Annotated in this window: 23 protein-coding genes; 12 read left to right on the plus strand and 11 right to left on the minus strand. The window is 70.6% G+C overall.

What is annotated here, in order from left to right:
* Positions 1-48 precede the first annotated feature (48 nt).
* Together YIM_RS14445 and YIM_RS14450 are read left to right on the plus strand one after the other, a co-directional pair.
* Positions 49-1,677 (plus strand): acyl-CoA synthetase, encoded by a 1,629-nt coding sequence (locus YIM_RS14445; protein ID WP_153030855.1) that lies wholly within the window; start codon positions 49-51, stop codon positions 1,675-1,677.
* The gene (locus tag YIM_RS14450; protein WP_153030856.1) at positions 1,677-2,783 is read left to right on the plus strand and encodes a nitronate monooxygenase family protein; all 1,107 of its coding nucleotides are present in this window, start codon (positions 1,677-1,679) and stop codon (positions 2,781-2,783) included. Before YIM_RS14445 ends, YIM_RS14450 begins: the two co-directional genes overlap by 1 nt.
* Here the strand turns inward: YIM_RS14450 and YIM_RS14455 are convergent.
* The gene (locus tag YIM_RS14455) at positions 2,744-3,958 is read right to left on the minus strand and encodes an APC family permease (RefSeq protein ID WP_228004720.1); all 1,215 of its coding nucleotides are present in this window, start codon (positions 3,956-3,958) and stop codon (positions 2,744-2,746) included. The two genes, YIM_RS14450 and YIM_RS14455, sit on opposite strands and share 40 nt — an antisense overlap.
* Before the next feature lie 41 nt (positions 3,959-3,999).
* On the opposite strand from YIM_RS14455, the gene YIM_RS14460 reads away from it, so the two are divergent.
* The 4 genes from YIM_RS14460 (at position 4,000) to YIM_RS14475 (ending at position 7,155) form a co-directional block, all read left to right on the plus strand.
* Positions 4,000-4,773, plus strand: coding sequence for a GntR family transcriptional regulator (locus YIM_RS14460; protein ID WP_153030857.1), 774 nt, complete (start codon positions 4,000-4,002; stop codon positions 4,771-4,773).
* 104 nt (positions 4,774-4,877) lie between these two features.
* A complete protein-coding gene (locus YIM_RS14465) occupies positions 4,878-5,996 on the plus strand; it encodes a TIGR03364 family FAD-dependent oxidoreductase (RefSeq protein ID WP_153030858.1) in 1,119 nt (372 codons plus the stop codon).
* 116 nt (positions 5,997-6,112) lie between these two features.
* Positions 6,113-6,619: a hypothetical protein gene (locus tag YIM_RS14470; protein WP_153030859.1), complete on the plus strand. Its 507-nt coding sequence runs from the start codon at positions 6,113-6,115 to the stop codon at positions 6,617-6,619.
* A gap of 98 nt (positions 6,620-6,717) precedes the next feature.
* Positions 6,718-7,155: an SRPBCC family protein gene (locus tag YIM_RS14475; protein WP_153030860.1), complete on the plus strand. Its 438-nt coding sequence runs from the start codon at positions 6,718-6,720 to the stop codon at positions 7,153-7,155.
* Between the two features lie 27 nt (positions 7,156-7,182).
* Here the strand turns inward: YIM_RS14475 and YIM_RS14480 are convergent, their stop codons facing one another.
* The 4 genes from YIM_RS14480 to YIM_RS14495 all read right to left on the minus strand — a co-directional run bounded on the left by YIM_RS14480 (position 7,183) and on the right by YIM_RS14495 (position 12,403).
* The gene (locus YIM_RS14480; RefSeq protein ID WP_370468990.1) at positions 7,183-8,856 is read right to left on the minus strand and encodes a fumarate hydratase; all 1,674 of its coding nucleotides are present in this window, start codon (positions 8,854-8,856) and stop codon (positions 7,183-7,185) included.
* A 268-nt stretch (positions 8,857-9,124) separates the two neighbouring features.
* On the minus strand, positions 9,125-10,195 hold the full coding sequence (locus YIM_RS14485) for a sigma-70 family RNA polymerase sigma factor (RefSeq protein ID WP_153030861.1): 1,071 nt from the start codon (positions 10,193-10,195) through the stop codon (positions 9,125-9,127).
* 283 nt (positions 10,196-10,478) lie between these two features.
* On the minus strand, positions 10,479-10,904 hold the full coding sequence (gene dtd / locus YIM_RS14490; protein ID WP_153030862.1) for a D-aminoacyl-tRNA deacylase: 426 nt from the start codon (positions 10,902-10,904) through the stop codon (positions 10,479-10,481).
* Positions 10,901-12,403: a class I SAM-dependent methyltransferase gene (locus tag YIM_RS14495; RefSeq protein WP_153030863.1), complete on the minus strand. Its 1,503-nt coding sequence runs from the start codon at positions 12,401-12,403 to the stop codon at positions 10,901-10,903. The genes dtd and YIM_RS14495 overlap by 4 nt, the downstream gene beginning before the upstream one ends.
* Positions 12,404-12,428: 25 nt before the next feature.
* On the opposite strand from YIM_RS14495, the gene YIM_RS14500 reads away from it, so the two are divergent.
* Genes YIM_RS14500 through YIM_RS14510 form a run of 3 tightly spaced genes read left to right on the plus strand, consistent with a single transcriptional unit; the run spans position 12,429 to position 14,573 of the window.
* Positions 12,429-12,962, plus strand: coding sequence for a hypothetical protein (locus tag YIM_RS14500; RefSeq protein WP_153030864.1), 534 nt, complete (start codon positions 12,429-12,431; stop codon positions 12,960-12,962).
* Positions 12,959-14,218: an amidohydrolase gene (locus tag YIM_RS14505; protein WP_153030865.1), complete on the plus strand. Its 1,260-nt coding sequence runs from the start codon at positions 12,959-12,961 to the stop codon at positions 14,216-14,218. The genes YIM_RS14500 and YIM_RS14505 overlap by 4 nt, the downstream gene beginning before the upstream one ends.
* Before the next feature lie 40 nt (positions 14,219-14,258).
* Positions 14,259-14,573, plus strand: a complete 315-nt coding sequence (locus YIM_RS14510) for a DUF3099 domain-containing protein (RefSeq protein ID WP_194240151.1) — start codon at positions 14,259-14,261, stop codon at positions 14,571-14,573.
* 19 nt (positions 14,574-14,592) lie between these two features.
* Here YIM_RS14510 and YIM_RS14515 read toward each other — a convergent pair whose 3' ends face one another.
* The 4 genes from YIM_RS14515 to YIM_RS14530 are packed head-to-tail and all read right to left on the minus strand — an operon-like array spanning position 14,593 to position 17,854.
* Positions 14,593-15,456 (minus strand): carbohydrate kinase family protein, encoded by an 864-nt coding sequence (locus tag YIM_RS14515; protein ID WP_153030867.1) that lies wholly within the window; start codon positions 15,454-15,456, stop codon positions 14,593-14,595.
* Positions 15,453-16,370 carry a pseudouridine-5'-phosphate glycosidase gene (locus tag YIM_RS14520; protein ID WP_153030868.1) on the minus strand — a complete coding sequence of 306 codons (918 nt, stop codon included), beginning with the start codon at positions 16,368-16,370 and terminating at the stop codon, positions 15,453-15,455. The genes YIM_RS14515 and YIM_RS14520 overlap by 4 nt, the downstream gene beginning before the upstream one ends.
* A gap of 12 nt (positions 16,371-16,382) precedes the next feature.
* Positions 16,383-17,108: a hypothetical protein gene (locus YIM_RS14525; protein ID WP_228004722.1), complete on the minus strand. Its 726-nt coding sequence runs from the start codon at positions 17,106-17,108 to the stop codon at positions 16,383-16,385.
* On the minus strand, positions 17,045-17,854 hold the full coding sequence (locus tag YIM_RS14530) for a sporulation protein (protein WP_153030869.1): 810 nt from the start codon (positions 17,852-17,854) through the stop codon (positions 17,045-17,047). The genes YIM_RS14525 and YIM_RS14530 overlap by 64 nt, the downstream gene beginning before the upstream one ends.
* A gap of 26 nt (positions 17,855-17,880) precedes the next feature.
* Between YIM_RS14530 and YIM_RS14535 the strand changes: the two genes are divergently transcribed.
* Positions 17,881-18,126 carry a DUF3039 domain-containing protein gene (locus YIM_RS14535; protein WP_153030870.1) on the plus strand — a complete coding sequence of 82 codons (246 nt, stop codon included), beginning with the start codon at positions 17,881-17,883 and terminating at the stop codon, positions 18,124-18,126.
* Between the two features lie 72 nt (positions 18,127-18,198).
* Here the strand turns inward: YIM_RS14535 and YIM_RS14540 are convergent, their stop codons facing one another.
* Complete coding sequence (locus tag YIM_RS14540) at positions 18,199-21,288, minus strand: efflux RND transporter permease subunit (RefSeq protein ID WP_153030871.1); 3,090 nt, start codon at positions 21,286-21,288, stop codon at positions 18,199-18,201.
* Positions 21,289-21,389: 101 nt separating this feature from the next.
* Complete coding sequence (locus YIM_RS14545) at positions 21,390-22,535, minus strand: YihY/virulence factor BrkB family protein (RefSeq protein WP_153036986.1); 1,146 nt, start codon at positions 22,533-22,535, stop codon at positions 21,390-21,392.
* A 225-nt stretch (positions 22,536-22,760) separates the two neighbouring features.
* Here YIM_RS14545 and YIM_RS14550 point away from each other — a divergent pair, with 225 nt between their 5' ends.
* Both YIM_RS14550 and YIM_RS14555 read left to right on the plus strand, forming a co-directional pair.
* A complete protein-coding gene (locus tag YIM_RS14550) occupies positions 22,761-24,518 on the plus strand; it encodes a DEAD/DEAH box helicase (protein ID WP_153030872.1) in 1,758 nt (585 codons plus the stop codon).
* A gap of 441 nt (positions 24,519-24,959) precedes the next feature.
* On the plus strand, positions 24,960-26,096 hold the full coding sequence (locus YIM_RS14555; RefSeq protein ID WP_153030873.1) for a sugar ABC transporter substrate-binding protein: 1,137 nt from the start codon (positions 24,960-24,962) through the stop codon (positions 26,094-26,096).
* Positions 26,097-26,136 lie beyond the last annotated feature (40 nt).

A 26,136-nucleotide genomic window follows, 5' to 3' on the forward strand; every position in this document is an offset into this window, starting at 1 on the left:
CGGGGCTGGGCCATTGCTCAAAACGATAACATGTTCTAGTTTGGCCTGGTGGCACTCAACATCGCAGATCTGCTCGAGCACGCCGTCGACGCCGTGCCGGACCGCACCGCGGTCATCTGCGGCGATCGGCAGGTCACCTTCGCCGAACTAGAGGCGCGCGCCAACCGGCTGGCGCACCACCTCGCCGGGCGTGGTGTGGGGAGAAATTCCCATATCGGCGTCTATTCACGAAACTCCATCGAGGCACTCGAGGCGATGATCGCCGCGTACAAACTGCGCGCGATCGCGGTCAACGTCAACTACCGCTATGTCCACAGTGAACTGAAGTACCTGTTCGACAACGCCGACCTGGTGGCGCTCGTACACGAACGGCGGTATGCGGGCAAAGTTGCGGCCGTACTGCCGGAATGTCCCAAACTGGAACACGTTGTTGTGATCGAAGACGGCACAGACGCCGATTTCTCTTCCTACGGCGGCGTTCCCTACGAGACCGCGCTCGCGGAGAACTCACCGGAGCGCGACTTCGGCGAGCGCAGTGCCGACGACCTCTACATCCTCTACACCGGCGGCACCACCGGCTATCCCAAGGGCGTGCTGTGGCGCCACGAGGACATCTGGCGCGCGCTCGGCGGCGGCATCAACTTCGTCACCGGCGAGTACGTCAAGGACGAGTGGCAGCTCGCCGAAGAGGGCAAGGCGAGCAGCCTGGTGCGCTTCCCGGTGGCCCCGCTGATCCACGGTGCCGCGCAGTGGGCCGCGTTCGGCGCGTTGTTCACCGGCAGTCCGGTGGTCTTCGTGGTGCAGTTCGACCCGCACGAGGTCTGGAAGGCGGTGCAGCGCCACCGCGTCCAGGTGCTCACCATCGTCGGTGACGCGATGGCCCGGCCGCTGATCGAGGCCTACCGGGACGGCGACTACGACGCCTCATCGCTGGTGGCCCTGTCCAGCCACGCGGCGTTGTTCTCCCAGAGCGTCAAGCAGCAGTTCCTGGACACCTTCCCGAACCTGGTGGTCACCGACGCGATCGGCTCGTCGGAGAGCGGGTTCACCGGCATCGGCATGGTGGCAAAGGGCAGCGACCACAGTGCCGGCCCGCGGGTGAACTTCGGCAGCCAGGCCGTCCTGCTCGACGACGACAACCAGGTGATCGACCCGCAACCGGGCGCGGTCGGCCGGATCGCGCGGCGCGCGCACGTGCCGATCGGCTACTACAACGATCCCGAGAAGACCCGGACGATCTTCACCGAGATCGACGGCACCCGGTACGTCATCCCCGGCGACTACGCGCGCTACGAGGGCGACGGCACGGTGACCCTGCTCGGCCGGGGTTCGCAGTGCGTGAACACCGGTGGCGAGAAGGTCTACCCGGAGGAGGTCGAGGGCGCGCTGAAGTCGCACCCCGACGTCTTCGACGCACTGGTCATCGGCGTGCCGGACGACCGGCTCGGCCAGCGGGTGGCCGCGGTGGTGCAGGTGCGGCCCGGCCGCACGCTGGACCTGGCCGCGCTGGAGACGCACATCCGGCAGGAGGTCGCCGGGTACAAGGTGCCGCGCACGGTGTGGCTGGCCGAGGAGATCGGGCGCACGCCGACCGGCAAGCCCGACTACCAGTGGGCCCAGAAGTACGCGGCGGAACACGAACCGGCTACCGGGCTGGTAGCAGGACAGGCGGGCTGATGCACACGGAACTCTGCGACACCTTCGGCATCGAGCACCCGATCGTGGCGTTCACCCCGTCGGAGCACGTGGCCGCCGCGGTGACCAACGCGGGCGGGCTCGGGGTGCTGGGCTGCGTCCGGTTCAACGACGCCGGCGAGCTGGACCGCGTGCTCGACTGGATGGACGCCAACACCGGTGGCCGCCCGTACGGGGTGGACATCGTGATGCCGGCGAAGATCCCGGACGAGGGCAGCTCGGTCGACCTCGGCAAGCTCATCCCGCCGGAGCACCGCGAGTTCGTCGACCGCACGCTGGCGCAGCTCGGGGTGCCCGAGCTGCCCGGTGGCGCGGACGAGCGCGAGGGCGTGCTCGGCTGGCTGCACTCGGTGGCCCGGTCGCACGTCGAGGTGGCGCTGAAGCACCCGATCAAGCTGATCGCCAACGCGCTCGGCTCGCCTCCGGTGGACGTGATCGAGCAGGTGCACCAGCACGGGGTGCCGGTGGCGGCGCTGGCGGGCAAGGCCGAGCACGCGGTGCGGCACGTCGACAACGGCGTGGACATCGTGGTGGCGCAGGGCTACGAAGCGGGCGGGCACACCGGGGAGATCGCCTCGATGGTGTTGCTGCCGGAGATCGCCGACGCGGTCGGTGACCGGGTGCCGGTGCTGGCCGCCGGTGGCATCGGTTCCGGGCGGCAGGTGGCCGCGGCACTGGCGCTGGGCGCGTCCGGGGTGTGGACCGGCTCGATCTGGCTCACCACCGAGGAATACCTCCAGACCATGGCGGAATCCGAAGCCATGCAACGGGCGCTTCTCGACGCGAAGTCCTCGGACACCGTGCGCACCCGGATCTACACCGGGAAGCCGGCGCGCCTGCTGAAGACACGCTGGACCGAGGCATGGGCGGCCGAGGACGCCCCGGCCCCGCTCCCGATGCCGTTGCAGAACCTGCTGGTTTCCCACGCGCACAACCGAATCCACGCGGCGGGCGACCCGAGCGTGGTGTCCATGCCGGTCGGCCAGATCGTCGGCCGGATGAACCAGGTGCGGCCGGTGGCGGAGATCATCGACGAACTGGTCCGCGACTACGCGGCCGCACTGTCCCGTTTGGACAAAACAAGGTAGGCGAGCGCGCCGAGGGCCAGCACCCCGGCCCCGGCGAGCACGGACGCGAGCGGGAGGCTGAACGCGAGCACCACGCACCCGGCCAGGCCGACGCCGCCGACCACGCGGCCGAGGGTGAACGCGCTCGCGTTCGCGATGGCGTAGTAGACCAGCACGGCGAACGACGAGAAGCCGATCGCCGTGCGCAGGTCGGCCACCGCGGCGAGCGCGGCGACGACCACGCCGACGGTGACTTCGGCGCGGTGCGGCACGCCGAAGCGTGGGTGCACGGCGGCGAGCCCGCGCGGCAGGTGGCCGTCGCGGGCCATCGCCAGCGTGGTCCGCGAGACGCCGAGCACCAGCGCGAGCAGCGCGCCGAGCGCGGCCAGCGCGGCGCTGACCCGCACCACCGGGGAAAGCCACGCCGGAACGGCCTGCGCCACCGGATCCGTCGAGGCGGCGAGTGCGGCGGGCCCGAGTTGCAGCAGCAGCGCGACCGCCAGCACGGCGTAGACGACAAGCGTGATGCCCAGCGCCAGCGGCACGGCCCTGGGCAACGTGCGCGCGGGGTCGCGGACCTCCTCGCCGAGCGTGGCGATCCGCGCGTACCCGGCGAAGGCGAAGAACAGCAGCCCGGCTGCTTCGAGCACCCCGCCGGTGCTCAGCCGCAGGTTCGCCGGTTGCGGGTCACCGGCGGCGAAGATGGCCACCACGGCCGCGGCGAGCACGGTCAGCGTGACCGACACGATCACCCGCATGGCCAAAGTGGACCGTTGCACACCGCGGTAGTTCAGCGCGGTCACCGCCAGCACGACCGCGGCGGCGAACGCACCGCGCCACGGCTGGCCGAGACCGGGCGCGGCGTAGCTGACCACGGCGATCGCCATCGCCGCGCAACTCGCCGTCTTGCCGATGACGAAGCCCCAACCGGCCAGGTAACCCCAGAACTCGCCGAGCCGCTCGCGCCCGTAGACGTAAGTGCCGCCGGAAGACGGGTAGAGCGCGGCGAGGCGGGCCGATGAGGTCGCGTTGCAGTAGGCGACCACCGCGGCGATGGCGAGCCCGATCAGCAGTCCCGACCCGGCGGCCCTGGCGGCGGGCGCGAAGGCGACAAAAACCCCGGCCCCGATCATCGAACCGAGCCCGATGAACACCGCGTCGCCGGTGCCGAGCCGTCGCTTGAGGCTTTCGCTCACGGCGCTCACCCTACGAGGTCAGCGGGTTAGGGTGACTCCTCGTGCCTGAGACTTCGAACACCCAACCACCGGCGAGCGGGGGCGGGCCGGTGCGTGACGGCATCCCCGAGCACGGCCGGATCCCGCGGTACTACGCGGTGAAGGTCGAGCTGCTCGGGCTGATCGCCGAACTGGGGGAGGGCGCCGCGCTGCCCACCGAACGCGAACTCGGCGAGCGGTTCGACGTCTCGCGGGCGACGATCCGGCAGGCGGTGGGGGAGCTGGTGCTGGAGGGGCGGCTGAGCAGGCGGCAGGGCAGCGGCACCTTCGTCGCCGGGCCGAAGCTGGTGCAGCCGCTGGCACTGGTCAGCTACACCGAGGGGCTGCGGCAGCAGGGCATCCGGCCGGGGCGGACGCTGATCACCCTGGAAACCGTGCCGGCCGGGGCGGACCTCGGCGCCGAACTCCGCATCGCGCGCGACGACCGGGTGGTGCACATCGAACGCGTCCTGCTCGCCGACGCCGAACGGGTCGGCCTGGAGTCGACCTACCTGGTGGCCGACCGGTTTCCCGGCCTGCTGGAGATCTTCGACCCGGCCGAGTCGCTGTACGCGTGCCTGCGGGACCACTTCGACGTGCGCTTCGGCGGGGCGGACGAGCGGCTGGAAACGGTGCTGACCACACCGCGGGAAGCCCTGCTGATCGGCACGAACCCGGCGTTGCCCATGTTGCTCATGCACCGGGTTTCGTGGGGACCGGACGGACGGCCGTTCGAACGGGTGCGCTCCCTGTTCCGCGGGGACCGGCTCAGCTTCACCACCCGCCTGACGCCGTGAGGTAACAAAAAGATAACTGGTTCGGTCCAATATTGCGGGCGGGTTCAGTTCGCGTTCGCCGGGTGGTCACGGGGCGTTCAGCGGCGGGAGCGAGCGTCGGCGGCATGCGAATTCTGATCGCCGGTGGCGGGGTGCTCGGCACCATGCACGCCTGGCAGGCCATCGAGCGCGGTCACGAGGTGATCCAGCTCGACCGTGAGCTGGAGGCCCGTGGCGCGTCCGTGCGCAACTTCGGGTTGGTCTGGGTGGGTGGCCGCGCGTCCGGGCCGGAGCTGGCCACGGCCCTGCGCGCCCGCGAGCTGTGGGAGCGCATCGGCGCCAAGGTGCCCGACCTGGGCTTCCGCGCCAACGGCTCCCTGACCGTGTTGCGCACTGAAGCCGAGCTGGCCGTCGCCGCCGAAGTAGCCGGTGGGAGCGAAGCGGCGGATCGCGGGTTCAAGCTGGTCGACGCCGAAGAGACGCGTGCGATCAACCCAGCGCTCGGCGGCGACTACCTTGGCGCGTTGTGGTGCGAGCGCGACGCGGCCGTCGAGCCGCGCACCGCGCAGCCCGCGTTGCGCGAGTACCTCACCGCGACCGGCCGCTACACCTGGTTGCCCGGTCGCGAGGTCCGCGGGCTCGCCGAACTCGGCGTGGTCGACCAGACCGGCGAGTGGCACGGCGGCGACGTGGTGCTGTTCTGCACCGGCGCCGCCCTCGGTGGCCTGGTCCGCGAGCTGGCCGGGGAGATCCCGGTGCGCCGCGTTCGCCTGCAGATGGCGCAGACCGCCCCGCTCGGCATTCCGCTCACCACTTCGGTCGCCGACGGCGACAGCCTCCGCTACTACCCGGCCTACCGCGGTCCCGCGCTCGACCGGCTCAACAGCACCCAGCCGCAGCCCGAAATCGCCGCCGGGCACGGGATGCAGCTGCTGATGGTGCAACGCCGCGACGGCGGCCTGACCATCGGCGACACCCACGAGTACGAGGAACCGTTCGCCTTCGACGTCACCGAGGAGCCCTACGACCACCTCAACGCCGTGGCGCTGGACCTGCTCGGCCGCCCGCTGCCGCGCATCGTGCGCCGCTGGGCCGGTGTCTACGCCCAGTGCGCCGACCGTGAGCGGGTGGTGCACCGCGCCCGCGTCGGCGCCAACGCCTGGCTGATCACCGGACCGGGTGGTCGCGGCATGACCTGCTCGCCCGCGATCGCCGAGGAAACCGCCGCCGAGGTGGGCCTCTGAATTGTCCTAAGTGGACCACCAAGATCGGCGGAACCCGGTGCGCAATACGAAAGTAGGTACCGTGCAACCCGGCCCGGGACCCGCTCCGTCTAGTGGGCATGAGGTACTCAGCGAAGATGGTTGGCATCGGTGTCGTCCTGCTCGCCGGTACGGCCTGCGCCAGCCCACAGAACGGCAGTCAGCCCGCCGCCGCACCGCCGCCGCCCGCCGCGAGTGCGCCCGCAGACCAGGTCGCCCCTGGTGAACCGCAGCCGGCACCCCCGGTGAGCAGGGCGCCCGGCGGGGCGGAACCGGCGGATCCGGGCAATCCCGAAGCCGGGACCACGATCCCGGAGCAGAAAATCGACGCGGCGAAGCTCCCGGAGGGCTTCCCCAAGAAGGTCGCCATGGTGTCCAATGGCAAGGTGCTCTCCATCGGCGCCCAGGAAGGTGGCTGCGGCAAGGCCAGCCTGGAGTTGAAGGAGCAGAGCGCCGAGAAGGTCGTGGTCAACGTCGTCGAGACGGAGCCCGGTGGCAATGTCGCGTGCACAATGGACATTCGCTACCCGACGCTGACCATCGAACTGGACCAGCCGCTCGGCGAGCGGACCGTGGTGCTCGAGCACGAGCAGCGCAAGAAGTAACCGGGGAAAGACCAAATTGCCGGTGGCCGGGAACATGTCGGGGCGTGTTCCCGGCCACAACCCTGTTCTGGCAACGATTCCACCCTAGGGTGGTCCTCATGGGACAACGTCAGGTCTCGTCCACGCGGACGATCAACACCACCCCGGACAAGATCTTCGAGCTGCTCGCGGATCCGGCCAAGCACCCGCTGCTCGACGGCTCCGGCACGGTGCTGGCACCGCGGTCCGGTGGCCCCGAACGGCTCACGCTCGGCGCCAAGTTCGGCATGGACATGAAGATGGGCGCCTCGTACAAGATCCTCAACACCGTGGTCGAATTCGAGGAGGGGCGCCTGATCGCCTGGCGCCACTTCAACGGTCACCGCTGGCGCTGGGCGCTCACCCCGCTCGACGACGGCCGCACGCGGGTCACCGAGACCTTCGACTGGTCGACAGCGCGCGTACCGCTGCTGATCTCGCTCAGCCCGTTCCCGAAGCGGAACAAGGTGGGCATCGAGAAGTCACTGGCCCGCCTCGCCGAGATGTTCCCGGGCTGAGCGGTCACCCACCCAGCCCGGGAAAACTCAGCTGCGGAACGAGATCTGCAGTACCGGCTCGGCGGTCTCGGCGAAGAAGTCGTTGCCCTTGTCGTCGATCACGATGAACGCGGGGAAGTCCTCGACCTCGATCTTCCACACGGCTTCCATGCCGAGTTCGGGGTATTCGAGCACTTCGACCTTCTTGATGCAGTCCTGCGCGAGCCGGGCCGCCGGGCCGCCGATCGAGCCGAGGTAGAAACCGCCGTGTGCCTGGCACGCGGCGGTCACCTTCTTCGAGCGGTTTCCCTTGGCCAGCATCACCAGTGAACCGCCGGCCGCCTGGAACTGCTCGACGTAGGAGTCCATCCGCCCGGCCGTGGTCGGGCCGAACGAGCCGGAGGCGTACCCGTCCGGCGTTTTGGCCGGGCCGGCGTAGTAGACCGGGTGGTCCCGCAGGTACTGCGGCATCTGTTCGCCCGCGTCCAGCCGCTCGGCGATCTTCGCGTGCGCGATGTCCCGCGCCACCACCAGCGGCCCGGTCAGCGACAGCCGCGTTTTCACCGGCAGCGCGGACAACTGCTCGCGGATCTCGGCCATCGGGCGGTTCAGGTCGACCTCGACCAGCTCACCGGAGAGGTCGTCCTCGGTGACGTCGGGCAGGAAGCGGGCCGGGTCGCGCTCCAGCTGCTCGATGAACACCCCGTCGGCGGTGATCTTCGCCTTGGCCTGGCGGTCGGCCGAGCAGGACACCGCCACGCCCACCGGGCAGGAGGCGCCGTGCCGCGGCAGCCGGATCACCCGCACGTCGTGGCAGAAGTACTTGCCGCCGAACTGCGCGCCGATGCCGAACTCGCGGGTCATCTCCAGCACCTGCTGCTCGAGGTCCACATCGCGGAATCCGTGGCCCAGCGGGGAACCCTCGGTGGGCAGGTCGTCCAGGTAACGCGCGGACGCGAGCTTGGCCACCTTGAGGTTGAACTCGGCCGAGGTGCCACCGACCACGATCGCCAGGTGGTAGGGCGGGCAGGCCGCGGTGCCCAGGCTGCGCAGCTTCTCGTCCAGGAACCTGGCCAGGCGCTTGGGGTTCAGCACCGCCTTGGTCTCCTGGTACAGGAAGGTCTTGTTGGCGCTGCCGCCACCCTTGGCCATGAACAGGAACTCGTACTTCGGGTCCCCGTCACCGTCCTTGTGGTACAGCTCGACCTGAGCGGGCAGGTTCGTCCCGGTGTTGCGCTCCTCCCAGAAGTTCACCGGCGCCATTTGCGAGTAGCGCAGGTTCAGCTCCTGGTAGGCGTCGAAGATCCCGCGGGACAAGGCTTCTTCGTCGTTCCCGCCGGTGAGCACCCGCTCGGTGCGCTTGCCGATCACGATGGCGGTGCCGGTGTCCTGGCACATCGGGAGCACCCCGCCGGCCGAGATGGCGGCGTTGCGCAGCAGGTCCATCGCGACGAAGCGGTCGTTGCCGCTGGCTTCGGGGTCGTCCACGATCGAGCGGAGCTGCGCCAGGTGTGAGGAGCGCAACAGGTGCTGGATGTCGGTGATCGCGGTGCGCGCGAGCTGGGTCAGCGCGGCCGGGTCCACCTCGAGGAACTTCTTCCCGGCGGCCTCGACCACGCGGACACCCTCGGCGGTGACCAGGCGGTACTCGGTTTCGGTGTCCTCGCGCAGGGGCAGGACCTCGGTGTGCTGAAAAGTGGTGGTGGCAGGCAGTTCGGGCACTGCGCGGGCTCCCTTGCACGCGGATTTTCGGTGCTGGAACCGTACCTCAGGGCGAAGATGGCGGATAAACGGAAGGCCGGGCCCACCCCGACGGACCCGACCTTCCGGGGAAAGCGGTGTGGTGCGAGGTGCACCCACCGCGAAACTTTGATGTGGCCCGAACCGAGACGATCGGGAGGTCTGCTCCCGACCGTCTCGTGACGCACGTCATAAGTCAACGCGGCCGAACGGGTGCACCACGATCACCGTCCGTGTTGTGCCAGGTGGATCAGCTGGCGTAGGCCCGCAGGCGGTCGGCCCGCTCACCCTGGCGCAGCTTGGACATGACCTCGCGCTCGATCTGGCGGACGCGCTCGCGGGAGAGCCCGAAGTGCTTGCCGATCTGGTCGAGCGTGCGCGGCTGGCCGTCGTCGAGGCCGTAGCGCAGCCGGATCACGTGCTGCTCCCGGTCGTCCAGGGTGGCCAGCACGCGCCGCAGGTCGTCCTGCAGCAGGCCGGAGATCACCGCGCTCTCGGCGTCGGTGGCCTCGGAGTCCTCGATGAAGTCGCCCAGCGGGGCGTCCTCCTCGGTACCCACCGGCATGTCCAGGCTTACCGGGTCACGCGCGTGGTCGAGCAGGTCGGCGATCTTGTGCTCGGCGATGCCCGACTCCGCGGCCAGCTCCTCGTTGGTGGCCTCGCGGCCGAGCTGCTGGTGCAGGTCGCGCTTGATCCTGGCCAGCTTGTTCACCTGCTCGACCAGGTGGACCGGCAGCCGGATGGTGCGGCCCTGGTCCGCCATGCCCCTGGTGATGGCCTGGCGGATCCACCAGGTGGCGTAGGTGGAGAACTTGAAGCCCTTGGAGTAGTCGAACTTCTCCACCGCGCGGATCAGGCCCAGGTTCCCCTCCTGGATCAGGTCCAGCAGCGGCATGCCCCGGCCGGTGTAGCGCTTGGCCAGCGAGACCACCAGGCGCAGGTTCGCCTCGAGCAGGTGGTTCTTGGCCACCGCCCCGTCACGCACCAGCGCGGACAGCTCGGCGCGGCGCTTCGGGGTGAGGTCCGCGGCGGTGTCCAGCATGTGCTGGGCGAACACGCCCGCCTCGATGCGCTTGGCGATCTCGACCTCGTCGGCCGCGGTGAGCAGCGCGGTCTTGCCGATCCCGTTCAGGTAGACCCGAACCAGGTCGGCGGCCGGACTCTGGGCGTCCAGGTCGGCGCCTTCGGCGAGCGGCGGAGTGCTCGGTACGTCCAACGAGGTGGCGCTCGAGGAGGAAGTGCCCGTATCGTCGGAAACGGACTTGGGAATCTTGCGCTGGCGAATGCCCCTGGCTTCGCGCTCAAGAGTCTGGACTGACATTTCTGCCTCCCCGGTCACGGGCTGACGTGTGTGGCTGGCGTCACACGCGCCAACGCTGTGCGTCACGGGACGGGCCTGTGGAACCCGTCTCGTGAGTCCGGCTGGCTGGCCGGACATTCGGTTCAACGCCTCGGTGTCTCGAAACGTTCCCGAGCCGTCGAAGAGAAGACGGCTCCGGGGAGGCCGAAGTTGCTCCAGCAAGCCTGAGCTTTTCCTGAGAACGGCTCAGTAGCTTTCGTGTGACAGCGGGGAGTCAGCGTCTCGCTGTGGTCTAGACCACGTATCAGACCTCGACCAGCACGGTGAACGGGCCGTCGTTCACGCTGTGCACCGACATCATCGCGCCGAAGCTCCCGGTGGCCACCGCGGCGCCGCGCCCGCGCAGTTCGGAAACCACCGAATCCACCAGTTTCTCCGCTATATCCCCACGTGCGGCGTTGCCCCAGGACGGCCGCCTGCCCTTGCGGGTCTCGCCGTAGAGGGTGAACTGACTGACCACCAGCAGTGGTGCGCCGGTGTCCGCACAGGAGCGTTCTTCGCGAAGTATGCGAAGTTCGTGCAGTTTTCTGGCCATGGTCGCGGCTTGTTCTTCGGTGTCGTCGGTGCGGATGCCGAGCAGTACCAGCAGTCCCGGTTCGGTGATGGAGCCCACCACCTCGCCGTCGACTGTGACACTCGCCTCGGTCACCCTGGCGACCACGGCCCTCATCGGCCGGCCACCGGCAGCAGCATGCCGTGCCGGACGAGTTCGCGGACCACCGGCAGCGCCGCCTCGGTCAGCTCCTCGACGGGCTGACCGTGCCCGAAGGCCAGCAGTTCCAGGAGGTCGGCCAGCGGCAGCGCGCCACGGCAACCGGCCAGCAGCGCGGTCGCCAGCTCGTCCAGCTCGTGCTGCCAGCCGGGCCCGTCGGTGCGGTGCAGGCGGCGGATCGCGGTCTCCCAGCCATCGTCGGTGGCGTTGTCCACCCGCTCCAGCACCACGGTGTCCCGCAGGGTGAACCGCGTTTCCAGCAACTCCGCGTGGTGGTCGCGCAGCCAGTCCACCCGATCGAGCCACCCCGCCGCCTCGGCGCCGAGCGGATCGTCGAACGCCTGGCGCAGGTCCTCGCAGACCACCGTCGGGGTGCCGGCGGTCCGGCGCAGGGTGACAAAGCCGAAGCCGACTCCCTCGACCTTGTTCTCCTGGAACCAATCGAGCCAGGCGCCCGCCTTGGCGCGTCCTTCCGGCGATTTCGGGTCGATTCCGGCGTCCCGCAGCCAGGTGCCGACGTACAGCCCGGGGTCGGCGACGTCACGCTGCACGAACCACGCGTCGGTTCCCGCGGGCAGCCAGCGGTGCACCCGATCGGCCCAGTCCTCGCCCTTCAGGTGCAGCCAGGAGGCGAGCAGGTGTCCCACGCCGCTCTCGTTCAGGAAGGACGGCAGCTGCCGGACCACGAGGGCGCTCGCGTCGTCACCGGCGAGGCCGGAGTCGCGGTAGACGTAGTCCACCCGCGGCGGGCCGACCACGAACGGCGGATTGCAGACGATCTGGTCGAACCGGCGGCGCGCCACCGGCGCGAACCACTCGCCGCGCGCCAGTTCCACGTCCACCTCGTTCAACTCGAAGGTGGCCTTGGCCAGTGCCAGTGCGCGCTCGGAGATGTCGGTGGCGGTGACGCGGGTGGCGTGGCGGCTCGCGTGCAGCGCCTGCACGCCGTTGCCGGTGCCGAGGTCGAGCAGGCTGCCGACCGGACGGCGGCTGGTCGCGCGGAGCAGGCTGAGCGAGGCGTGCCCGACACCGAGCACGTGGTCCTCGGGGACCGGGCCGCCGAGCACGTCGGAATCGAGGTCGGAGAGCACCCACCACGAGGTGTCCTCGTCGCCGTGCGGCCGGAGGTCGAGCGCGGCGCGAATGCCGTCGGGGGCGCGGCGCACGAGCCCGGCTTCGAGCGCGCCGTCCAGCGGCAGCGCGTCCGCGACGGCAGGCTCGGCTTCGGTGGAGCCCAGCAGGAACAGCCGGATCAGCACTCCCAGCGCACCCGCGTCCCGGCTGGCGCGGAAGGCCAGTTCCGGCTCGCCGCGGCCGAGCGCGGCGTGCGCGGCACCGCCGAGCGCGTCCACCACCCCGTCGGTGTCGTAGCGGGCTTCGCGCAGCGCGTCACGCAGGCGGGCGCGGAAATCGGGGGAGAACACGGGATGATCGCTCACGAGTGCGCATGATCCCATGGGCCGGACCACTAGGTTGGGCGCCATGTCTTCGGCACAGGTACCACTTTGGGTGCCGATCCTGGTCGGCGTGCTCGGTGTCGCGGGTGTGGTCACCGCGCAGGTGATCACCACCTTCCGCGAGGAACGGCGCTGGCGTCGCGAACAGCAGCGGGAGGACCTGCGCTGGCAGCGGCAGAAGGAGGAGCGCACGCACGAAGCCCGGTCGGAGGCCTACGCCGAGCTGATCGGCGTGGTCGAAGCGCTGGACTTCGCCCTGTTCCGGATGCGGAAATCGAAGAAGGACCCGGTCCTCAAGGATGACCTGCGTGAGGTCATCTCGAAGGCGCGCCTCGCCCTCGGGCCGGTGAACCTGCACGCACCCGAGCGGATCCGCGTGAAGCTGAAGGAGTCGATGCTGCCGCGCTTCGATCTCGCCGCCAAGCTGCTGGAAGAGGGCGAGGACGACCTCGAGAAGTGGCACAAGGGCCAGCGCGAATACCGCCTGCTGCGTGCGGACATGCGCCGTGACCTCGGCCTGGACGCCGAAGACCTGAGCCATTGGGAGGACAAGGGATGACCGAGGTGCTGGACGGCCTGACCGCGCTCCTGCCGGACCTGGAAGCGTTCTACGTCGACCTCCACCGGCACCCGGAACTGGCCTACGCCGAGCACCGGACCGCCGGGCTGCTGGCCGACCGCCTCGAAGCCGCCGGGTACGAGGTGCACCGGGGTGTCGGGCGGACCGGTGTGCTCGGCGTGCTGCGCAACGGTCCTGGTCCGGCGGTCATGCTGCGCGCGGACATCGACGCGCTGCCGGTCGAGGAGAAAACCGGGCTGGAGTACGCGAGCACGGTGCGCGTCACCGGTGCCGACGGGCAGGAGGTGCCCGTGATGCACGCGTGCGGGCACGACATGCACGCCACCTGGCTGACCGGGGCGGCGGCGTTGCTGGCCGCGAACCGCGAGGCCTGGTCGGGCACGCTGCAGGTGGTGTTCCAGCCGGCCGAGGAGGTCGGCGGCGGGGCCGAGGGCATGATCGCCGACGGGTTGTTCGACCTGGGCGGGCGGCCGGACGTGGTGCTCGGCCAGCACGTGGTGCCGGGACCGGCGGGCTGGGTGCTCACCCGGCCCGGCGTGATCATGGCCGCCACCGACGCGCTGCGGATCGTGCTGCACGGGCGCGGCGGGCACGGTTCACGGCCCGAGACCACGGTCGACCCGGCGGTGCTGGCCGCGTCCGTGGTGATGCGGTTGCAGACGATCGTGTCGCGGGAGATCTCGGCGAACGAGTCCGCGGTGGTGACGGTCGGCTCGATGCACGTCGGCACCACGCACAACGTGATCGCCGACGACGCGGTCATCGAGGTCAACGTGCGGACCTTCGACGAGACCGTGCGCGAGAAGGTGCTCGCCGCGATCGAGCGCATCGTGCACGGCGAGGCGGCGGTGGCGGGCGCGCCGAAGCCGCCGGAGATCACCGAGATCGGCAGCTTCCCGGTGACCAGGAACGACGCCGCCGCCAGCGATGCGCTGACCGAGGCGTTCCGGGCGCACTTCGGCGCGGACCGGGTACTGGAGGCGCCGCTGGTGACCGGCAGCGAGGACTTCGGCGAGTTCGGCACCGCGGCCGGGGTGCCGTCGGTGTACTGGCTGGTCGGGGGTCTGGACCCGGAGCTGGTGCTGACCGCGATGGCGGCCGGCCGGTTCGAGGCGGACGTGCCGTCGAACCACTCGCCGCGCTTCGCCCCGTTGCCGCACCCGACGCTGTCCGCCGGGGTGGAGACGCTCGTGGTCGGCGCGTTGCACCGCCTGGCGCACCCGGCTGTCGGATGAGCGGGCGGAGTGGGAGCATAGAGGGGTTGGAGGTGGTGTGGTGAGCGAGCCGCGAGGCACTTCCGCGCCGGTGCTGATCACCGAGGCGCAGGCGTCGTACGAGGAACAGCTCAGCGCCAGGAAGCGCAAGTACATGCTGATGATGGGGTTGCGCTTCCCCTGCCTCATCCTGGCCGGGGTCTTCTACCACACCTGGTGGCTGGCGCTGGGGCTGATCGTGCTGTCGATCCCGCTGCCGTGGGTGGCGGTGCTGATCGCGAACGACCGGCCGCCGCGCAAGGCCGAAGAGGTCAGCCGGTACCAGCGGGAAGCCAAGGCCATCGAACAGCGCGAACACCGCGTGATCGACGGCTGACCTCCCGCCTCCCGGTAACTCAGGGCTGGGCGCCGACCTTGCCGACCGCCCTGGCGCCGAGGCGGACCCCCGCGCGCAGCGCCTCCACGTGCGACGAGCCGGACAGCCACGCGGCCAGCACCCCGGCGTCGAAGGCGTCGCCCGCGCCGGTGGAGTCGATGCACTCGGCGGGTTCCGCCGGCACCGAGACCACACCGTCCCCGTTGACCCAGCTCGCGCCGTCCATGCCCGAGGTGACCACGACCTCGCCGACCGTGCCGAGCAGCGCCTTCGCCGCTGCCGGGTCACCGGAACCGGTCAGCGCGGCCAGCTCCGCGGCGTTCGGCATGAGCAGGTCGACCCCGCGCACGTCCTCGAGGAACTGCGCGCCGTCGCCCAGCAGCGGCGCCGACTGCGGGTCCACCGAGGTGGTCATCCCGGCCCGCTTCGCCGCCGCCAGCGCCGCGAGACCGGCGGGCCTCGACGTGGCGTCGAGCAGCACGTATCCCGAGAGGTGCAGGTGCTGGGCACCTTCCAGCGCTTCCTCGGTGACGTCCTCCGGGCAGAACCGGGCGTTCGCGCCCCGGTCCGGCAGCAAGCTCCGCTGGCCGTCGTTGTCCACCAGCACGACCACGCAGCACGTGGTGGCATCGGGATCCACGGCCAGCGCGCACCGGACCCCGGCCGCCTCCATTTCCGCGCGGATCAGCCGTCCGCCGGCGTCGTCGCCGATGCGCGCGACGAGCGTCGTCTCGGCGCCCTCCGCCCGCAGCCACATCGCGGTGTTCGCGCCCGCGCCGCCACCGGCGAACCGCACCTTCGTGCGCACGTCGCCGCCGTGCAGGATGGGCCCGTCGTGCTGGGCGACCACGTCCAGCCCGGTGTCCCCGACCACGACGATCATGCGCTCAGCTCCACGGCCACCTCGGCGGCGAGCCGCACGTTCGACACCACCAGCGCCTCGTTCGCGTCCAGGCTCACCCCGCCGCTGGCGGTGTGGAAGTGCTCCAGCAGCACCGGCGTGACGTCCGAACCGAGCACTTCGCGCTCACGCAGCAGCTCGAGCCCCTCGGCGAGCAGCCGGTCGTGCAGCGAAGCGTCCATTTCGAACTCTTCCGGGATCGGATTCGCCAGCAGTGCGGCGGAATCGGTGAGCCGCCGGTGCGCGGAGAAGGCGGCGGCCGCCTGCTTGGCGTCGTCCACGCGCCAGGTCAGCTCGAAGCCGGAGGACCGGCGGTAGAAGGCGGGGAACTCACCGGTGCGGTAACCCAGCACCGGCACCGAGTTGGTCTCCAGCACCTCCAGCGTGGCCGCGATGTCCAAAATGGACTTGACCCCGGAGCAGACCACCAGCACCGGCAGCCGGGACAGCGCGCCGAGATCGGCGGAGACGTCCCAGGTGCCGGTGGCGCCGGGCAGCGGCAGGTGCACACCGCCGAGCCCGCCGGTGCCGAACACGCCGATGCCCGCCGCGTGCGCCAGTGCCGAGGTGCCGGCCACCGTGGTCGCGCCCGAACCGCCCAGCGCCAGCGCCGGGCCGAGGTCACGCCACGAGAGCTTGTCCAGTCCGGCGTCCTCGGCGCAGACCCGCTCCAGCTCGGCGGGGGACAGGCCGACCACCGCGCGGCCGTCCAGCACCGCGATGGTGGCGGGCACCGCGCCCGCGCCGCGCACCGCGCGCTCCAGTTCGGCGGCCACCTTCAGGTTCCGGCCGGGCGGCAGGCCGTGCGAGAGGATCGTGCTTTCCAGCGCCACCACGGGACGGCCGTCGGCGAGGGCGTCGGCCACTTCGGGGGCCACGGTCAGGTAATCGGTCACAGAGGGACATCCTCACCGATCAGGTGACGGCGGTGCTGCCCGGGTCCGCAGCACGGCCAGCTCCCTGGCCAGGTTCCGCTTCGCCGCGGCTTCCCAGCGCGACCGGCCGAGCGCGGTGCGGTACAGCGGGTCCCGCGCCAGCAACCGCGCGAGCACCTTCGCCCGGCCCGCCGCCCAGTCCGGCTCGGGCACGGCGGCGTACTCCACGCGCACGTTCGCCGAGTACTCGTCGTACGCGGCGTCCGGCGCACCGAGGGTGGCGAGATCGGCGTCGAGCAGCGCGGACGCGGCCAGGTCCTCGGCGGGGGCGTCGTGCCCGAGCGTGGTCAGCACCAGCTCCTCGACCCGGAGCACGTCCGATCCGGCCAGCCCGGCCGCTTCCAGCCAGCTCACCGCCCAGTCCGCGCTGTGCCGCTCGTCGTGGCCGGGGCTCGCGTCGTAGACCACGTCGTGCGCGCACGCCGCGAGCGCGACCAGCGCCTGGTCACGGGCGCTCAACCCCAGGTCAGCACCGATTTCCGCACTGTCGCGAACCACGGCCTCCAGGTGCTCGGTGGTGTGGTAGCGCCGGTGCGGCTGGGCGTACTGGGTGGCGAGTTCGACGGCCGCGCGGGCGCCGACCTCCAGGTCTCCACCGAGCGTGACCAGTGCCTGCAGCCAGGCCTCCCGGGCGTTCAGTCGAAGATCCCGCGTGCCTTGGCCACTTCGTGCAGCCAGCCTTCGAGTTGCTTCTCCCACGGGATCCGCTCGATGTTCGCGTGGTCGAGCTTGAACGAGCCGAGGAACTCCTGGCCGCGCCCGCCGAAGCCGCCGGTCTTGCTCACCCGGACGCGCTTGACCACCTCCAGCACCACGGTGGTCTCGGTCGGGTTCGACAGGAAGGTGACCGCCACCGACTCGAACACCGGCGCGAACCGCTGCGACGGGCTGAACCGGATCTCCTGGAAGAACGGCAGCTGCTGGGTGACGCCGTTGATCCGGCCCTTCTCCAGCGTCGCGCCGGTGAAGGTGAAGCCGATCCGGCTCATCGCGTCGAGCAGGCGCTTCTGCGCGGGCAGCGGCTCGATCGACGCGGCGTCCACGTCCCGCGGGTCCGACACGCTGCCCGCCAGGTCGAGATCGGTCTGCACGCCGACCGCGATCCCGGCCAGCGGCTTGCCGAACACGCTGCTGATCGGCGTCTCCCACGGCAGGGCGATCTCGAACGGCAGCCGGACCTGCTGGCCGGGCCGGATCACCTCGTTGCCCGCCAAGTGCTGGTCGCCGAACGCGAGATCACCGATCTCCGGCTCACCGCGGTCCGACGGGATCTCCACCCTGGCGATCAGCCGGAGGCCCAGTGCGTTGATCTCCTGGTCGACCTCGCCGCCGAGCAGCAGGACCTCACCGCGGAGCGGGCGGCCCGGCTGGACCGCGCGATCGGTCAGCCGCGCGTCGAGCCGCGCGCCGCCGGAGCCGAAGCTGGCAAGCACCTTCTGGAACATGGCGCCGATACTGCCATTATGGAGGGGTGAGTACGCAGACCTTGCCGGAAGTCGACACCCGTCCAGAGGGCACCGACACCACGGACGACGACACCCCGAAGATGTTCCACTACGTGAAGAAGAACAAGATCGCCGAAAGCGCGGTCATGGGCAATCACGTGGTGGCGCTGTGCGGAGAGGTGTTCCCGGTGACGAAGTCGCCGAAGCCGGGCTCGCCGGTGTGCCCCGACTGCAAGAAGATCTACGAGGGCCTTCGCCCGGGCGGCGACTGAGCCCGTTGAGGCCGTGAATGTGGCTTCACTGCGGAATCCGCTGTGAAGCCACATTCACGGCACTCGGCTGCCCTAGTGGGCGCCGGCCAGTTCCGGTGCTTCGGTGCGCGGCGCCTTCTTCGCGCGCCGCCGTTCCTTGCGCCCTTCGACCATGGTGTAGAGCGTCGGCACCAGTATCAGCGTCAGCACCGTCGAGCTGACCAGCCCGCCGATCACCACGATCGCCAGCGGCTGCCCGATGAACCCGCCCTGCCCGGTCAGCCCGAGCGCCATCGGCACCAGCGCGAAGATGGTCGCCGCCGCGGTCATCAGGATCGGCCGCAGCCGCCGCCTGCCGCCCTCGACCACCGCGTCGGCCACGCTCATGCCCTCTTCGCGGTACTGGTTGACCAGGTCGATCAGCACGATCGCGTTGGTCACCACGATGCCGATCAGCATCAGCATGCCGATCAGCGCGGGCAGGCCGAGCGCGGTGCCGGTGAGCAGCAGCAGGCCGATCGCCCCGGTGGCCGCGAACGGGATGGACACCAGCAGGATCAGCGGCTGCACCAGGCTGCGGAAGGTGGCCACCATGATCAGGAAGACGATCGCGATCGCCGCCAGCATGGCCAGGCCCAGCTCGGCGAAGGCCTCGTTCTGCTCCTGGCTCACCCCGCCGAGCGAGTAGGCCGCGCCACCCGGCAGCGCCAGCGCGTCCAGCTTCCCGGTCAGGTCCCTGGTCACCGCGGCCAGGTCGGAACCGGTCGCCTTCGCCGAGACGGTGGTGCTCAGCTCCCCGTCGGTGCGCTTGACCTCGGTCGGCCCGTCCACCGTGCGCACGGTGGCCACCTGGTCCAGCCGGACGATCCCGGTGGCGGACGGGATCGGCAGCGCGGCCACGGCCGCGGCGTCGCCCGGCTTGTCCCCGGTCCGCAGCACGATGTCGGTCCGGGTGCCGTCGACCGGCAGCTGGGTGACCGTCTGCCCGGCGACGGCCTGGTTCGCCAGCTGCCCGATGGTGGTCGCGCTCAGCCCGCGCTGGGCCGCCTTGACCTGGTCGACCTCGATCTGCACGCGCGGCATGCCCGCGGCGAGGTCGTTGGTCACCGCGGTCAGCCCGCCGACCTCGCCGAACGCCCGCTCCACCGCGTCGGCGGCCGGTCGCAGCGACGCCTCGTCCGGCGCGGTGACGGTCACCGACACCTCGTCCGAGGCCGGGCCCGCCGCGGCGCCGCCGAACTCGAGTTCACCGAGGCCCTGCTGCCCGTTCAGGGTGTCGCGCAGGCGGTTCTCGAAGGCGTCGAGATCGGTGCCCTCCTTGACCGTGATGCTGATGCTCGTGGTGTTCGCCCCGCCACCGCCGAACATCGCGGCGAGCGGGTCGTTGCCCACGGTGACCTGGTACTTCTCCACCTCGCCGGTGGCCGCCAGCGCCTGCTCCACGCGGATCGCGGCCTGCTCGCGGGTCTGCAGGCCGGTGCCCGGCTCGAACTTCTGGCTCAGGCTGGTCGTGGTGGTGGCACCGTCGTCGAGGAAGTTCGTCTCCAGCTTCGTGGTCAGCCCGATGGTGGCCGCGAAGATCAGCAGGGACAGCAGCACCACGGTCAGCCGACGGCGGGTGGCGAACCGGATCACCGGCACGTACATCCGCTGCAGCAGCCCGCGCCGCTCCTTCTCCAGCGCGCGCTGGAGGTTCGCCTCGGCCTCCTCGGCGGACGCCGCGGCCTTCGGCGGTTTGAGGAACCAGTAGGCCAGCACCGGCACCACGGTCAGCGAAACCAGCAGGGAAGCCAGCAGCGCCACGGTGACGGTCAGCGAGAACGGGGCGAACAGCTCGCCCGCCATGCCGCCGACGAAGGCGATCGGCAGGAACACCGCGACCGTGGTGAGTGTCGACGCGGTGACCGCGCCCGCCACCTCGCGCACGCCGTTGAGCACCGCGCGTTGCTTGCCTTCGCCGTAACCGAGATGGCGCTTGATGTTCTCCAGCACCACGATCGAGTCATCCACCACGCGCCCGACCGCGATGGTCAGCGCGCCGAGGGTGAGCAGGTTGAGCGAGAGGTCGCCGGCCCACAGCGCGAGCAGCGCCACCACCACCGACAGCGGGATGGACACCGCGGTGACCAGGGTGGAGCGCACCGAGAGCAGGAAGAGCAGGATCACCACGACGGCGAAGAGCAGCCCCAGCAGGCCTTCGGTGGTCAGCCCGCTGACCGCCTCGGCAACCTGCGGGCCCTGGTCGAAGGTCGGCGTCAGCTCGGCGCCCAGTTTCTGGCTCAACCCGGGCAGTTTCTCCGCCACCGCCTCGGAAACCGCGACCGCGCTGCCGTCGGTGACCATGGTGACGTTGATGCCGAGGCTCGGCTTGCCGTTGGTGCGGGTGATCGAGCCGGCGGCCGCGAGCGAGGGCTCCACGTTCGCCACGTCACCGAGTTTCGCGGTGGGGGAGAGCTGGAGGTTCCGCAGACTGTCCACAGTGACCGGTCCGCCGCCGACCTCGACGGTGAGCGTGCGATCGCCGTCCTCGACCGTGCCCGCCGGGATCGCCGCGCCCGCGGTCTTGAGCGCGGTGGCCAGCGCGGTCGGGTCCACCCCGGCCGCGGCGAGCCTGGCGTAGTCGACGTCGATGGTGACCGTCTTCTCCTGCGCGCCGGTGACCGTCACGTCACGCACGTCGGTGATCTTGCGCAGCTCCGGCACCACTTCCCGGTTCAGCCGCTGGGCGAACTGCTGCTGGTCACCGGGCGCGGAGGCGGCCAGGATGACCGCCGGGATGTCGTCGGTGCCGCCCGCGGTCACCGTGGACTCGGTGTTCTCCGGCAGTTGCGGGCGCAGCCGGTTGACCGCCTGCTGCAACTGGTTCACCGAAGCGTCGATGTCGGTGCCGTAGGCGAACCGGACGACCACTGTGGACGCGCCCTCGGCCGAGGTGGAGGTGACCTGCTCGACCCCGGTGACGCCCTGGATCCCGCCTTCGATCGGCTGGGTGAGCTGCCGGTCCACCGCGTCGGGGGAGGCGCCGGGGTACGGGGTCACCACCACCGCGCTCGGCAGTTGCAGCGACGGGTAGAGCTGTTGCTTGAGCTGTGGCAGCGCGAGTGCGCCGAAGCCGAGAACCAGAATGGCCAGCAGGCCGATCAGGCTTCTGTTCCGGAGGCTGAGCTTGGCCAGCGCGGACATGACGGGAACCCCCTACGGTGCAATGACTCGCCACGCCACTGCGCGGCACCGCCAAAGACTGTCAGCACCGGGCGTACCCGCGGCTCAACCGAGGAGTGGATTCACGTCCTACTTTGGGATGAGGGCGGGGTTTCGGCCGGTCGCACCGGGTGCTCGGCCGACTCGTCCGCGTCACCCGGCGGCTCGGCGTCTGGCTCGGGTTCGTGCTTGCGCGGACGCCGCAGCGGGATGGTGGTGCGCTCCCAGAGCTTGCGGCCCTCCTCGGTGCGCAGCCGCTCGCTGGCCCGCTCCATCTCCAGCCGCCGCCACTTGCGCCGCTGCCGCCGGGTCATCTTGGCCGGCCACAGCTCCTGGATGGCGCTGTTGAAGTAGGCCCCGCCGACCACGGCCAGCCCGATGAAGAAGGTGAACAGCAGGAAGGCGATCGGCGTGGCCAGCGCGCCGTAGGTGTAGCCGGTGGTGGTGATCCAGGAGATGTAGATCCGCAGGCCGACACTGGAGAGCAGGAAGATCGCCATCGCCAGCACCGCGCCGGGCAGGCCGCGGTGCCACGGCAGCTTCCGCGGCAGCGCCAGCTTGTACAGCGTGGCCAGCGCGAGCACCAGCACCGCGCCGAGCACCGGGTAGTACAGCGTGCCGACCAGGTCCCGCACGGTCGGTTTCCAGCTCTCGGGGAAGAACTCCGGCAGCAGGTCCGGCCCGATCGCGATCACCGGCAGCCCGACCACCAGGAAGACCAGCATGACCAGGTAGAGCAGCAGTGCGAAGATCCGCTGCCAGACCTCGTTGCGCACGCCGTACTGGCCGTGGGCCACGGTGATCGCGTCGACGAACGACGACATCGCCGAGGAACCGGCCCACAGCGAGATCAGGAAGCCGATCGAGACGATCTCGCCCTTGCCGATGGTCAGTATGTCGTTGACCGTCGGCTCGATGATCCTGGTTACCACGTCGGAGCTGAAGATCTGCGCGCAGAAGGCGATGATCCGGTCGTGCACGGCGGTGACCACGCCCTGGCCGAACCAGTCGCCGATGAAGCCGAGGCTGCCGAGCAGGCCGAGCAGCAGCGGGGGCAGCGAGAGCGTCTGCCAGAACGCGGCTTCGGCCGACTCGGAGAAGATGTTGCCGTCCCACGCCTTGTTCAGCGTGCGCTGGATCAGCCGCAGCGGCCGCTTGCGGGCAGGCTTGGCCGCCGGCGCCCGCTCGGCGTCGGCGTCTGCGTCGGGTTCGGGATCGGCTGTGTTCATCTTCACCCTCAAGCATGGTGCATTCGGGCGAATTTGGCTCGTGGGGGCACCGATCGCCCGGTTGTGGCCGTCCTCTCGCCGCCGCGTGCCGTGGCGCGGCACGAAGTTGTCGGGGGCGCCGGGTAAGCTCGTCGGAGCCTCCGCAGCGGTGCCAAGCGGGGGCGTTCGCATGTAGCCGCAGGGGATAGCACGCCCACCGCGCCACCAGAGGGGAGTTGGACCTTCTTGTCGGAGACGGCCCAGCACGATCGGGCGGCCGCCGGTTTCAGCGCTCCGCCGCCCGGCCAGGACACCACGGTCCGGCCGCTGCGCGCCTGGCAGCGCCGCGCGCTGACCAAGTACCTGACGACCAAGCCCAAGGACTTCCTCGCGGTGGCGACGCCCGGCGCCGGGAAGACCGTCTTCGGCCTGCGCATCGCCGCCGAGCTGCTCTCCGACCGCACCATCGAGGCGGTCACCATCGTCACGCCGACCGAGCACCTCAAGCACCAGTGGGCGGCCTCGGCCGCGGCGGCGGGCATCGCGATCGACTCCAACTTCCGCAACACCACCGGTGTGACCTCCTCGGACTACCGCGGGGTCGCGGTCACCTACGCGCAGGTCGCCGCGCACCCGACGATGCACCGGGTGCGCACGGAGAACCGCAAGACGCTGGTGATCCTGGACGAGATCCACCACGGCGGGGACGCCAAGTCCTGGGGTGACGCGGTCCGCGAGGCGTTCACGCCCGCGGTGCGCCGACTTTCGCTGACCGGGACCCCGTTCCGCAGCGACGACTCGCCGATCCCGTTCATCACCTACGAGCCGGACGGCGAAGGCGCCATGCGCAGCCGCGCCGACCACGCCTACGGCTACTCCGACGCGCTCGCCGACGGCGTCGTGCGGCCGGTGGTCTTCCTCGCCTATTCGGGGGAGGCGTCCTGGCGCACCAGCGCGGGCGACGAGTTCACCGCGCGGCTCGGCGAGCCGCTGACCGCCGAGCAGAACGCCCGTGCCTGGCGCACCGCGCTGGACCCGGCCGGTGAGTGGGTGCCGGCGGTGCTGCAGGCCGCCGACACGCGGCTGAGCCAGGTCCGCACGACCATGCCGGACGCCGGTGGCCTGGTCATCGCCACCGACCAGGATTCCGCCCGCGCGTACGCGAAGATCCTGCAGCGCATCTCGGGCGAGGCGCCCGCGGTGGTGCTGTCGGACGATCCGAAGGCCTCCGCGCGGATCGGCGAGTTCTCCGAGTCCACCGACCGCTGGCTGGTCGCGGTCCGGATGGTGTCCGAGGGCGTGGACGTGCCGCGGCTCGCGGTCGGGGTGTACGCGACGAGCGCGTCGACGCCGCTGTTCTTCGCGCAGGCGATCGGCCGGTTCGTGCGGGCGAGGCGCCCCGGTGAGACGGCGAGCGTTTTTGTGCCGAGCGTGCCGGTGCTGCTGGAGCTGGCGAGCGAGCTGGAGGTCCAGCGCGACCACGTGCTCGGCAAGCCGCACCGGGAGAAGGACGGCTGGGACGACGAGCTGCTGGTCGCCGCGAACCGTACCGAGGACGAGCCCGGTGAGGAGGAGAAGGCGTTCACCTCGCTGGGTGCCTCCGCCGAGCTCGACCAGGTCATCTACGACGGCAACTCGTTCGGCACCGCGGTGTTCTCGGGTTCGGACGAGGAGCAGGAGTACCTCGGCCTGCCGGGCCTGCTGGAGCCGGACCAGGTGCGGGCCCTGCTGCGCAAGCGGCAGGAAGAGCAACTCGCCGACGACAAGCGCCGCAAGCCCAAGGCCGAGACCCCGCCCCCGGCGCCCAAGCCGCGCACGGTGGCCGAGCGCCTGGGCGCGCTGCGCAAGGAGCTGAACGCCCTGGTCGGCATGTACCACCACCGCACCGGGAAGTCCCACGGGCAGATCCACAACGAACTGCGCGCAGCGTGCGGCGGTCCGCCCACCGCCATGGCCACGCTGGAACAACTGGAAGAGCGCGTCGTAACCCTGCGCTCCTGGTAACCACGCCCCGGCGGCTGCGCCCGCCTACTGTGACGTGCCGCTGCCGCGCGCCCGCTGCCCCGCGCCTGCTGTCGCGCCCCTGCAGCCGCGCGCCCGGCTGCCGCGTCCGCCGTCACAGCAGGCGCCCGGCTTTCACCTGCGAGCCCCTTTCCGGCTGCCCGCCTATCGGGTGAACCTGGACCCGGTACCTGGCCTCCGGCGGTCACGCTGCGGATAGTGGGCAGGCACCCACCCAGGGCAATCACCGGCGGCCGGTCACGCTGAGTTCGGGTGGCCTTGTTGCCAAAACGTATCCGGACATCCGCGACTGGATCGATTCAGACTTCTTCCGTTGGTAACCTGCCTGGACATATGTTGTCGCCCACAACATTTGCGCGACGGGGCGCCGGTCCGAGCAGGATCGCCGCGCTGCTCGGGCGCAGAATCCGGGAAGGACAACGGATGCGCAGGACAAAGACTCTTGCCCTCTTCGCTGCGGCGGCGAGCGTCACGATCGCACTCGCGGGCTGCGGGGCCAACTCCGAGGCCCCGTCGGCCGGCTCGAGCGGCACCCCCACCGCCGGCCAGCAGCCCGCCGCCGGCGGGGCGAAGGTCGGCGTGGTGCTGCCGGAGACCGCGAGCTCGGCCCGCTGGGAAGGCTTCGACAAGCCGTACCTCGAGCAGGCGCTGCGTGACGCCGGCCTCGACCCCGACGTGCAGAACGCGCAGGGTGACGTGCAGAAGTTCAGCACGCTCGCCGACGGCATGATCGCCCAGGGCGTCAAGGTGCTGATCATCGCCTCGATCAACAGCGAGGTCGGCAGCGCGGTGGCGACCAAGGCGCGCAACGCCGGCATTCCCACCATCGACTACGACCGCCTCAACCTCGGCGGTTCCTCCGACTACTACGTCTCGTTCGACAACGAGAAGGTCGGCGAACTGCAGGGCCAGGCGCTGGCCGACGCGCTCAAGGAGAAGCCGGCCGCGCAGGTCATCGAGATCGAGGGCGCGCCGACAGACAACAACGCGACCCTGTTCTACAACGGCCAGCAGCGCGTGCTCGGCCCGCTGTACACCTCGGGCGCGCTGAAGCTGGTCCAGAAGCAGGCCATCGACAACTGGGACAACCAGAAGGGTGGCTCGACCTTCGAGCAGATCCTGACCGGCAACGGCGGCAAGGTCGACGGTGTGGTCGCCGCGAACGACGGCCTGGCCGGCGCGATCATCACCGTGCTGAAGAAGAACGGCCTGAACGGCACCGTCCCGGTCACCGGCCAGGACGCCACCGCCGACGGCCTGAAGAACATCCTCCGCGGTGACCAGTACATGACCGTGTTCAAGCCGATCAAGGAGGAGGCGGACGCCGCCGCCAAGCTGGCCGCCGCGCTGGCCAAGGGCGACAAGGCCGCGGCCGACGCGATCGCCACCGGCACCTCGCGTGACGACAAGGGCGGCCGCGACGTCAAGTCGGTGCTGCTGACCCCGCAGACGGTGCTCAAGGCCGACATCAAGAAGGTCGTCGACCAGGGCTACGTCAAGGCGGCGGAGATCTGCGCCGGCGACCTGCAGCCCGCCTGCGCCGAACTCGGCATCCAGTAGCCGAGCCCCCGAGCTCCGGGCTGGGGTGCGTGCCCCGAAG

This window comes from Amycolatopsis sp. YIM 10 (assembly GCF_009429145.1).
Classification (GTDB): Bacteria; Actinomycetota; Actinomycetes; order Mycobacteriales; family Pseudonocardiaceae; genus Amycolatopsis.

What these genes read in the sequence shown, in the direction of transcription:
- YIM_RS14500 (WP_153030864.1), top strand. Translation starts at nt 12,429, where the DNA reads ATGTCTTCGGCACAGGTACCACTTTGGGTGCCGATCCTGGTCGGCGTG.
- YIM_RS14470 (WP_153030859.1), top strand. Translation starts at nt 6,113, where the DNA reads ATGGTTGGCATCGGTGTCGTCCTGCTCGCCGGTACGGCCTGCGCCAGC.
- YIM_RS14475 (WP_153030860.1), top strand. Translation starts at nt 6,718, where the DNA reads ATGGGACAACGTCAGGTCTCGTCCACGCGGACGATCAACACCACCCCG.
- dtd (WP_153030862.1), bottom strand. Translation starts at nt 10,904, where the DNA reads ATGAGGGCCGTGGTCGCCAGGGTGACCGAGGCGAGTGTCACAGTCGAC.
- YIM_RS14545 (WP_153036986.1), bottom strand. Translation starts at nt 22,535, where the DNA reads ATGAACACAGCCGATCCCGAACCCGACGCAGACGCCGACGCCGAGCGG.
- YIM_RS14540 (WP_153030871.1), bottom strand. Translation starts at nt 21,288, where the DNA reads ATGTCCGCGCTGGCCAAGCTCAGCCTCCGGAACAGAAGCCTGATCGGC.
- YIM_RS14515 (WP_153030867.1), bottom strand. Translation starts at nt 15,456, where the DNA reads ATGATCGTCGTGGTCGGGGACACCGGGCTGGACGTGGTCGCCCAGCAC.
- YIM_RS14450 (WP_153030856.1), top strand. Translation starts at nt 1,677, where the DNA reads ATGCACACGGAACTCTGCGACACCTTCGGCATCGAGCACCCGATCGTG.
- YIM_RS14465 (WP_153030858.1), top strand. Translation starts at nt 4,878, where the DNA reads ATGCGAATTCTGATCGCCGGTGGCGGGGTGCTCGGCACCATGCACGCC.
- YIM_RS14555 (WP_153030873.1), top strand. Translation starts at nt 24,960, where the DNA reads ATGCGCAGGACAAAGACTCTTGCCCTCTTCGCTGCGGCGGCGAGCGTC.
- YIM_RS14485 (WP_153030861.1), bottom strand. Translation starts at nt 10,195, where the DNA reads ATGTCAGTCCAGACTCTTGAGCGCGAAGCCAGGGGCATTCGCCAGCGC.
- YIM_RS14505 (WP_153030865.1), top strand. Translation starts at nt 12,959, where the DNA reads ATGACCGAGGTGCTGGACGGCCTGACCGCGCTCCTGCCGGACCTGGAA.
- YIM_RS14495 (WP_153030863.1), bottom strand. Translation starts at nt 12,403, where the DNA reads ATGGGATCATGCGCACTCGTGAGCGATCATCCCGTGTTCTCCCCCGAT.
- YIM_RS14530 (WP_153030869.1), bottom strand. Translation starts at nt 17,854, where the DNA reads ATGTTCCAGAAGGTGCTTGCCAGCTTCGGCTCCGGCGGCGCGCGGCTC.